This is a genomic window from Humibacter sp., assembly GCF_051954055.1.
In the GTDB taxonomy this organism is placed as follows: Bacteria; Actinomycetota; Actinomycetes; order Actinomycetales; family Microbacteriaceae; genus Humibacter.
The window spans coordinates 1-7,054 of the sequence record NZ_JBQCIE010000066.1; the positions used below are offsets into that span (position 1 = coordinate 1).

Annotated in this window: 8 protein-coding genes; 5 read left to right on the forward strand and 3 right to left on the reverse strand. The window is 67.1% G+C overall.

Annotated elements, in window-relative coordinates:
* The coding region (locus ACTHNC_RS07965) for a cbb3-type cytochrome c oxidase subunit I (RefSeq protein WP_440294064.1) at positions 1–710 on the reverse strand (710 nt) is incomplete at its 3' end.
* 85 nt (positions 711–795) lie between these two features.
* Positions 796–1,401 carry a TetR/AcrR family transcriptional regulator gene (locus ACTHNC_RS07970; protein WP_440294065.1) on the reverse strand — a complete coding sequence of 202 codons (606 nt, stop codon included), beginning with the start codon at positions 1,399–1,401 and terminating at the stop codon, positions 796–798.
* A 141-nt stretch (positions 1,402–1,542) separates the two neighbouring features.
* On the opposite strand from ACTHNC_RS07970, the gene pdhA reads away from it, so the two are divergent.
* The 3 genes from pdhA to ACTHNC_RS07985 are packed head-to-tail and all read left to right on the forward strand — an operon-like array spanning position 1,543 to position 5,162.
* On the forward strand, positions 1,543–2,727 hold the full coding sequence (pdhA, locus tag ACTHNC_RS07975; RefSeq protein WP_440294066.1) for a pyruvate dehydrogenase (acetyl-transferring) E1 component subunit alpha: 1,185 nt from the start codon (positions 1,543–1,545) through the stop codon (positions 2,725–2,727).
* On the forward strand, positions 2,724–3,719 hold the full coding sequence (locus ACTHNC_RS07980; RefSeq protein WP_440294067.1) for an alpha-ketoacid dehydrogenase subunit beta: 996 nt from the start codon (positions 2,724–2,726) through the stop codon (positions 3,717–3,719). The genes pdhA and ACTHNC_RS07980 overlap by 4 nt, the downstream gene beginning before the upstream one ends.
* A 12-nt stretch (positions 3,720–3,731) precedes the next feature.
* Positions 3,732–5,162, forward strand: a complete 1,431-nt coding sequence (locus ACTHNC_RS07985) for a dihydrolipoamide acetyltransferase family protein (protein ID WP_440294068.1) — start codon at positions 3,732–3,734, stop codon at positions 5,160–5,162.
* Positions 5,163–5,220: 58 nt separating this feature from the next.
* Here the strand turns inward: ACTHNC_RS07985 and ACTHNC_RS07990 are convergent, their stop codons facing one another.
* Positions 5,221–5,703 carry a MarR family winged helix-turn-helix transcriptional regulator gene (locus ACTHNC_RS07990; RefSeq protein WP_440294069.1) on the reverse strand — a complete coding sequence of 161 codons (483 nt, stop codon included), beginning with the start codon at positions 5,701–5,703 and terminating at the stop codon, positions 5,221–5,223.
* Positions 5,704–6,070: 367 nt separating this feature from the next.
* Between ACTHNC_RS07990 and rplJ the strand changes: the two genes are divergently transcribed.
* Positions 6,071–6,586: a 50S ribosomal protein L10 gene (rplJ, locus tag ACTHNC_RS07995; RefSeq protein WP_440294070.1), complete on the forward strand. Its 516-nt coding sequence runs from the start codon at positions 6,071–6,073 to the stop codon at positions 6,584–6,586.
* 70 nt (positions 6,587–6,656) lie between these two features.
* On the forward strand, positions 6,657–7,049 hold the full coding sequence (gene rplL, locus ACTHNC_RS08000) for a 50S ribosomal protein L7/L12 (RefSeq protein WP_440294071.1): 393 nt from the start codon (positions 6,657–6,659) through the stop codon (positions 7,047–7,049).
* Positions 7,050–7,054 lie beyond the last annotated feature (5 nt).

Genomic DNA, 7,054 nt, shown 5'->3' on the forward strand with positions numbered 1-7,054 from the left:
GCGAGTACCGGGAAGGCCATCAGCACGAGGATCGAGGTGACCAGCGCGTTCCAGGTGAAGATCGGCATCCGGAACATGGTCATCCCGGGCGCACGAAGCGTGATGACGGTGGTGATGAAGTTCACCGCACCGAGGATCGTCCCGAAACCCGATATCGCGAGCCCCATGAACCACATGTTCCCGCCCAACCCCGGCGAGAACGTCGCGGATGACAGCGGCTCGTAGGCGAACCATCCGAACGAGGCAGCGCCCTGCGGGGTCAGGAAGCCACCGACTGCGATCAACGACCCGAAGTTGTACAGCCAATACGCGAGCGCGTTCAGACGCGGGAACGCCACGTCGGGCGCACCGATCTGGAGCGGCATGATGAAGTTCGTGAACCCCGCGAACAGCGGGGTCGCGAACATCAGCAGCATGATCGTGCCGTGCATCGTGAACAACTGGTTGTACTGCTCACGCGTCTGAACAACCTGCAGACCCGGCTCGAACAGTTGAGCCCGCATGATCAGCGCCATTACACCGCCGAGACAGAAGTACACGAACGACGTGATCAGATACAGGTACCCGATCGTCTTGTGATCGGTCGAGGTGATCCAGCTGACCAGGATGTTGCCCTTGCGGTGGATCTTGGTCGCGCCGAGGATCTGAACAGAGGGCGCGGTCACAGCAGGTGCAGCAGTCCGCCCGACAAGCTCCGGCCCGGTCGCCATCGTTCACCGCTCCCCACCCGTCGTCCGGGGAGCCCGCGTTCCACCGGAGCAACATAGCTAGCTAATAGACCGGACGATACTCCTTTCAACCCGATAAGGCACGGCCCAGTCCAAGCTGATGCAGAGCGTCCTCCGCGATCGTCCTGGCCTGCGCCTCCGATGCGGCGCCGCGCACGCCGAGCAACCGCTGTCGGTGCCGCTCGCCGAGCAGTAGGGAGAACAGGACTGGGGCGAGCGGTCCGGCATCCGTTCCGTGCTCCTTTGCCAGATGCACGCGCAATGCGGTGATGTGGCGTGCGTCGGTGTGCTCGTAGAACGACCGCGCGAGCTCCGGGAGTCGTGGCGACTCGGCGATGACCAGCCGGTGCAGCCCGACCAGTTCGTCGGAATGAATGCGGAACACGATGCGCGTCGCAAGCGACGTCAGCGTGTCCCCGGCGGCATCCGGTCCCTGGCTGATGCCGCCGGCGAGCGCGTCGACCATGGCCGCAAAGAGGCCGGCCTTGTCGCCGTAATCGGTGTAGATGGTGCGCTTGGTGACCCCGGATGCCCGTGCCAGCTCATCGAGCGTCGCTCCCTGGTATCCGCGCTCGAGGAACACGGAGAGCGAACGCTGCAGCATCCGCTCGCGCCGCTCCTCGCGCTGCTCCGCGGTCGGTCGGCCACGCCGGTGCTGCTGGATGCCTTCCATCGCACTGCTCTCCATAGCGGTCTGTTCCCTCTTCGTCGCGCGTCGGCGTATGATGCTCCTTGTAATGATACTCACCGGTGTCATTTACAACAGGCGTCCACGAAGCGCAGCGTTGACGAAGCGCACAGAGGAGAACGATCGATGGCCGATCCGGCCCGGACGACACGTAGCGCGTCCGCACGCACCAAGACCACCACACGCAGTACCCGATCCCGGTCGAGCGATTCCGGCTCGGCGAAGTCGGCGCAGCGACGTCCGAAGATGGACGAGGTCCGCCGACAGAGGCTCACGGATTACTACACGCAGATGCTGCTCATCCGGCGATTCGAGGAGCGGGCGCAGCGCGCCTACACCGAAGCGCTGATCGGCGGCTACTGCCACCTCAACCTCGGCGAGGAGGCGGCGATCGTCGGGCTGCTCGGCGAGATGAGCCCGGGTGACTACCTGTTCACGAACTACCGCGAGCACGGCTACGCGATCACCCGCGGCATCGACCCGCGCAAGGTGATGGCCGAGCTGTACGGCCGCGTCGACGGCGTCTCCAAGGGCTGGGGCGGATCGATGCACATGTTCGACGTGACGCACCGGCTGCTCGGCGGCTATGGCATCGTCGGGGGCCAGCTGCCCATCGCGACAGGTGCGGCGCTCGCCCTGCAGTACCAGGACCGTCCAGAGATCGTGGTGTGCACCATGGGCGACGGCACGACCGCCACGGGCGCGTTCCACGAGTCGGTCAACCTGGCCGGGCTGTGGGATCTGCCGATCGTCTACGTCATCATCAACAACGGGCTGGGCATGGGCACCGACGTCGAGCACTCGTCTGCAGAGCCCGAGCTGTACAAGCGCGGTGCCGCGTACCGCATCGAGTCCGCCCGGGTCGACGGCCTCGACGCCGAGAAGACCGCGGAAGCCGCGCGGCGCGCGGTTGAGGTGGCCCGTGGCGGCCGACCCTACCTGCTCGAGATCATGACGGAGCGGCTACGCGGGCACTCGGTCGTCGACCCGGCGAAGTACCGCAGTGCCGAAGAGGTGGCAGAGCTGAAGCAGCGGGATCCCGTCCACACGTTCGCCGACGACCTGAAGAAGGCGGGCGTGCTCGACGACGACGCACTGGCCACGATCGAGAAGGATGTCATGGCCATCGTCGACGATGCCGCCTCGTTCGCCGCCTCGAGCCCCCAGCCCGACGCATCCACGTTGTTCGACTACACGTACGCCACCCCCGTGCCGAACGATTCCCGCCGATACCCGGGCCAGGCGCTCTACCCGGCGCTTCCCGTTCCGGCCTCTGCTGTTTCGAATCTGGCCACCGGAGGTGTCGCATGACCGAGATGACCTACCGCCAAGCGTTGCACGACACGCTGCGCGAGGAGCTCCTGCGCGACGAGAACGTGATGCTGATGGGCGAGGAGATCGGCATCTTCGACGGCTCGTACAAGATCACGGCCGGCCTGCTGAAGGAATTCGGGGCCAGGCGGGTGCGCGACACCCCGATCTCCGAGGGCGGCTTCACCGGCGCCGCCATCGGTGCCGCCATGCTCGGGCTGCGCCCCGTCGTGGAGATCATGACGATCAACTTCTCGCTGCTCGCACTCGATGAGATCGTGAACCACGCGGCCAAGATCCACGGCATGTTCGGCGGTCAGCTCAGCGTGCCCATGGTCATCCGTACCCCGGGCGGCGGCGGGCAGCAGCTGGGGGCATCGCACTCGCAGAACATCGAGCTCTACTACGCGTTCGTGCCGGGCATGAAGGTGGTCGCCCCGGCGACGCCGGCCGACGCGAAGGCGCTGCTGATGGCATCCATCCGCGACGACGACCCGGTGCTGTTCCTGGAGAACCTCGCCCTGTACAACACGAAGGGCGAGGTGCCCGACGTTCTCGAGCCGGCCACCATCGGCAAGGCGAAGGTGACCCGCGAGGGCAAGGACCTCACACTGATCGGCTACTCGCGGATGGCCGTGGTCGCGCAGCAGGCGGCCGAGCGGCTCGCCGAGACCGACGGCCTCGACATCGAGGTGATCGACCTGCGGAGCCTGCGGCCCCTCGACCGCGACACCGTCATCGAATCGGTCAAGAAGACCAATGCGGCCGTCATGCTCGAGGACGACTGGCTCACGTACGGCATCGGTGCCGAGATCGCTGCATCGATCTCCGACGGAGCCTTCGACTACCTGGATGCCCCGGTGCGCCGCGTCGCGATGGCCGAGGTTCCCATGCCCTACGCGAAGCCGCTGGAGACCGCGGCCCTCCCGTCGTTCGACGACGTCGTGAATGCCATCCGCGAGACGCTCGACGCCGTCGGACGCCGGCGCTGAGAAGGAATCGACATGAAACAGATCACAATGCCGCGCCTCTCCGACACCATGGAGGAAGGCGCCATCTCCACCTGGCACAAGAACATCGGCGACCAGGTCGAGGCGGGCGAGGTGCTTGCCGACATCGAGACCGACAAGGCCACGATGGAGTTCGAGGCGTACGAGTCCGGCGTGCTCACCGCGATCCTCGTGCCGGAGGGCGAGACGGTGTCGATCGGTACTCCGATCGCCGAGCTCGACGGCACGCCGGGCGGCTCGGGCGATGCCGGCGCCGCGCCGAGTGCGGCGCAGACCACCACACCGGAAGAGAATGCTTCCGCGGCGGTCAAGCCCGTGAACGCGGAGACGCCGACGCAGGCGCCGAGCGCGGCACCGGCCGCCGGCACCTCATTCACGGAGGCCGTCCCGGCGGCCGCGCCGGCGCCTGCCGCCACGGCGCCGACCGCGCCGGCCGTTCAGGAGGTTCCGACACCCGGCGCGTCGGGCGTGAACTCGCGGGAGCGGCTGCTCGCGTCGCCGGTGGTGCGCACCATCGCCCGTGAGCACGGCATCGACCTCCGCACAGTGACGGGCTCCGGCCCGGGTGGACGGATCATCCGAGCGGATGTCGAAAACCTGATCGGCGCCCCGACACCCGGTCTGCCCGCCGCTCAGGGTGCTGCCGCTCAGCCTGCTGCTGCGCCCGCGGCCCCAGCAGCGCCGTCGAAGCCGGCAGCCATGCCGTCGTCGTTGGACGAGCGCCGCGGCACCGAGCAGGTGCCGATGGATTCGGTGCGCCGGGTGATCGCGCGGCGCCTCGCGGAGAGCGCGCGGAGCATCCCGCACTTCGCCGTGACGGCGGTCGCCGATGCCGAAGATCTGATGACCATGCGCGCCACACTCAACGAGCGGCTCGTCGCCGCCGGCCGGCAGAAGATCAGCGTCAACGACCTGCTGGTCCGTGCCGCTGCTCTCGCGTTGCGCGAGCATCCACTCGTCAACGCCAGCTACCCGGGCGACGAGTCCACGGCCATGCAGGTGCACCACCGCATCAACATCGGCATCGCCGTCGCCTCCGAGCACGGACTGGTCGTGCCCGTGATCGACGACGCCGACACGAAGTCGGTCGGTCGGCTCGCCGAGGAGGCGAAGCACCTGGTGAAGCTCGCCCAGGACCGCAAGCTCACGCCCGACCAGATGTCGGGCGGCACGTTCACGATCAGTAACCTCGGCATGTACGGGGTGGAGGAGTTCACCGCGATCATCAATCCGCCGGAGGGCGCGATCCTCGCGGTCGGCGGCACCAAGGTGGAGCCTGCCGTGGTCGACGGACAGATCGTGCCGCGACACCGCATGCGCTACACCCTGAACAGCGACCACCGCATCATCGACGGCGCGCTCGCCGCGCAGTGGCTGCAGACGTTCACGAGGCTCATCGAGGACCCCTGGACGATCCTCGCCTGACTCGAGCGATGCCAGGAGCCGGCCGGCCGACTGCCGCGCCGGCTCCTGGCATCCCGAGTCAGAACTCGTTCAGCCGGTGCAGCAGCCGGGCGAACAGGTGCAGCTCGTCGACGTCCCAGTCCGCGAGCCCGGCGCGCAGCTCGCTGCGGCCCAGCTCGAACAGCTTCTTCAGGCGCTCCTGCGCCTCGTCGGTGAGCGCGAAGTACGTGGCGCGGCGGTCAGCAGGATCCTGCTCGCGGCGCAACAGGCCCAACTGCTCGAGCTGTGACGCCTGACGGCTGACGAGGCTCTTGTCGGCGTAGAGCACCTCCGCCAGCGCGCCGGCGTGCATCGGCCCAGAACGTGAGAGCGTCGTGAGCATCAGATAGCCGGCCGGCTGGATCTCCGGATGCAACTGAAGCGCCTGCGCCCGCATGCGGTTGCGCAGCTTCACGAAGAGCGTGCCGAACTCGCGCTCGACCGACTCGATCGCGGCGTCGAGACCGACACCGGGGCCGCGGCCCGCGGTCTCGCCACCGGCGGCGCGATCGCTCTCGGTCATGCTGGGCATCCTATCCAGGCGCCCTTCGGCTACTGTTCCGGTCGGATGCTCGCTGTCGCGCCCGATCCGGCGCTTACGCCCGAATCTATCCGGCCCCGCGATTTGGGCATCCGCGGTTCGTCGCGTACCCTTGATGAAGCCCAAGACCGCCGGTCATCGGCGTGTTCGCACGTCGATCGAAGGTTCTCGAGCTGATCACCAGATCGGATCGAGACGGCCCGCGCAGGCGAGATCGAGACGAAGTCCGCTTGTGTAGCGGGCATCCGACACGCTCCGTGCCTGCGCATGGAGCGTTTTTCATTCTCCTAGCCGGTCCGAAGGCGGCGCGCAGCACCCGCAGCGCGTCTCGTATGTAAGAGGAGTGGCCATGGCGAACAAGGAAGCCACGGTTGCCGAGCTCGAGGAGAAGTTCAAGAGCTCGACCGCCGTTCTGCTGACCGAGTATCGCGGTCTGTCTGTTGCGAAGCTTCGTGAGCTCCGCAGGTCCATCAGTGCAGACGCGACCTACGCCGTGGTGAAGAACACGCTGACCAAGATCGCGGCGAACAACGCCGGCATCTCGGCGTTCGACGACGAGCTCGCCGGACCGTCCGCGATCGCCTTCGTGCACGGTGACCCCGTGAACGTTGCCAAGGGTCTGCGCGACTTCGCCAAGGCGAACCCTCTTCTCGTGGTCAAGGGCGGCTATTTCGATGGCAACCCTCTTTCCGCCGAAGAGGTAGGCAAGCTCGCCGACCTCGAGTCCCGTGAGGTGCTGCTGGCCAAGCTGGCCGGTGCCTTCAAGGCCTCGCTGTTCGGAGCCGCATATCTGTTCAACGCACCGCTGTCGAAGGCCGTTCGCACGGTCGACGCGCTGCGCGAGAAGCAGGAGTCCGCAGCGTAGGCATCCGCTCGCCCTTCGGGGCGATGGATGCTCGCCGCGGTGAGTACACGAAAAAACCAAGGAGAAGAAAATGGCTGCAAAGCTGTCCACCGAGGAGCTGCTCGAGCAGTTCAAGGGTCTGACGCTCATCGAGCTGTCGGAGTTCGTCAAGGCGTTCGAGGAGACCTTCGAGGTCACTGCCGCTGCGCCCGTCGCCGTTGCCGCCCCGGCCGCCGGTGGCGCCGGTGCCGCTGCCGAAGAGGTCGAGGAGAAGGACTCCTTCGACGTCGTCCTCGAGGCCGCTGGTGAGAAGAAGATCCAGGTCATCAAGGTCGTGCGCGAGCTGACCTCGCTCGGCCTCGGCGAGGCGAAGGCCGTCGTCGACGGTGCCCCGAAGGCCGTGCTCGAGGGCGCGAACAAGGAGACCGCCGACAAGGCGAAGGCCGCTCTCGAAGAGGCCGGCGCGACCGTCACGCTCAAGTAGTACCC

Bases quoted from the DNA above. Each gene is read 5' to 3' on its own strand.
- ACTHNC_RS07980 (WP_440294067.1), top strand. From the start codon at position 2,724: ATGACCGAGATGACCTACCGCCAAGCGTTGCACGACACGCTGCGCGAG.
- rplJ (WP_440294070.1), top strand. From the start codon at position 6,071: ATGGCGAACAAGGAAGCCACGGTTGCCGAGCTCGAGGAGAAGTTCAAG.
- ACTHNC_RS07990 (WP_440294069.1), bottom strand. From the start codon at position 5,703: ATGACCGAGAGCGATCGCGCCGCCGGTGGCGAGACCGCGGGCCGCGGC.
- rplL (WP_440294071.1), top strand. From the start codon at position 6,657: ATGGCTGCAAAGCTGTCCACCGAGGAGCTGCTCGAGCAGTTCAAGGGT.
- ACTHNC_RS07970 (WP_440294065.1), bottom strand. From the start codon at position 1,401: ATGGAAGGCATCCAGCAGCACCGGCGTGGCCGACCGACCGCGGAGCAG.
- ACTHNC_RS07985 (WP_440294068.1), top strand. From the start codon at position 3,732: ATGAAACAGATCACAATGCCGCGCCTCTCCGACACCATGGAGGAAGGC.
- pdhA (WP_440294066.1), top strand. From the start codon at position 1,543: ATGGCCGATCCGGCCCGGACGACACGTAGCGCGTCCGCACGCACCAAG.